Genomic DNA, 1526 nt, shown 5'->3' with positions numbered 1-1526 from the left:
CGGTACGGGGAGGGGTCCACGGGCGGCCCGGGCACGCTCGCGTGCAGCGGGTTGAGCTGCACGAACCCGACGTCCAGGGCGCGCCCCGCCCAGGCGGCCAGGTCGGCGAGGTCGCCCAGGTCGCCCATGCCCCAGGAGCGGTGCGAGAGCAGCGAGTACAGCTGGACCAGCAGTCCGCGGTGCCGTCCCTCCACGCCGGGCGCCCGGTCGGGGGCGACGATCAGGTGGGCCTCGCCGGTGCGGCCGTCGGGGGCGGTGACGGCGAGCCGGTGGACGCCGTACGGCAGGTCCTCGAGCGCGGCGGGACCGGTGCGGGACTCCCCGTCCTCGGTGGCCACGCGGACGTCGGCGCCCTCGGGCAGCTCGGGCGCCCGCCCGGGGCGGAGCACCACGGTGGGCGGCAGCAGCCGCTCCGCCAGCTCGCGTTCCCTGGCCGCCAGGGCGGCCTCGGGGTCGGTGGTGTCCACGCCCAGCGCGGCGAGCGCCGCGGCCACCGCCTCCGCGGGCACGGCCACCGTGCGGTCCGGCGACGGCCGGTACTCGGTGGCCACCCCGTACGACTCCGCGAGCCGCGCCAGCGGCTCTCCTGGTACCGGTCCGGCCACGGTTCCTCCTCGTCGAGGTCGAGCACGCCCGCACAAGTGGCTACCCACCGGACGCCGGACCAGACATGCCCTCCCCCGAACGGGTGCCCTCCGCGGCGGCCGGGGCACGGCCGCGGGCGGCGGGGGCTGCTGAATGCGCGAAGGCCCGGATCGGTGTCAGGTGTCAGGCGGACACTCCGTCGATCCGGGCCAAGGCCTCGTCCGCGCCGTAGGGCCGCAGGTACGGCAGCCAGCGCGGGTCCCGGTGGCCGGTGCCGATGATGCGCCAGGCCAGACCGGTGGGCGGGGCGGGTTTGTGGCGCAGTCTCCAGCCCAGTTCCACGAGGTGGCGGTCGGCCTTGGTGTGGTTGCAGCGACGGCAGGAGGCCACCACGTTGTCCCAGACGTGCTGCCCGCCGCGGCTGCGGGGGATCACGTGGTCGACGCTGGTGGCGACGCCGCCGCAGTACATGCAGCGGCCGCCGTCCCGGGCGAACAGCGCCCGCCGGGTGAGAGGCACCGGCCCCCGGTAGGGGACGCGGACGAAACGCTTGAGCCGGACCACGCTGGGAGCCGGCAGGGAGAGGGTCGCGCTGTGCAGGTGGGCGCCGGACTCCTCGAGGCAGACTGCCTTGTTCTCGAGGACGAGGACGAGCGCGCGGCGGAGCGGTACGACGCCGAGCGGCTCGTACGACGCGTTGAGGACCAGGACGTGCGGCACGGTGCCTCCTTGTACGCCGGCGGCGCGTGGCTCGCGCCGGGACGATCTGCAGTCAGTTTCCCCTCTGCCCTGGTCGCGGCGCCACCACGTGGCAACAACAGGGTGGCCGCCCGCGGAGTGGTCCTGACCACAGCGGGACACCACCGGACCCGCCCGGCGCCGGGCGGGTCCGGTGGTGTCCCGCTGTGGTCAGGACCACTCCGCGGGCGGCCACCCTGTTG

Annotated in this window: 2 protein-coding genes; both read right to left on the bottom strand. The window is 75.9% G+C overall.

The features are described from left to right. Positions 1 to 605, bottom strand: a 605-nt coding sequence (locus ACOV8S_RS19980) for a 4-alpha-glucanotransferase (RefSeq protein WP_448319155.1), incomplete at its 3' end; no start/stop codon positions are given. Between the two features lie 163 nt (positions 606 to 768). Next, on the bottom strand, positions 769 to 1305 hold the full coding sequence (locus ACOV8S_RS19975) for an HNH endonuclease (protein WP_448319154.1): 537 nt from the start codon (positions 1303 to 1305) through the stop codon (positions 769 to 771). Positions 1306 to 1526: the final 221 nt, after the last annotated feature.

The organism is Streptomyces sp. CO7 (assembly GCF_053474865.1).
This window is presented reverse-complemented; position numbering and strand designations above follow the sequence as displayed.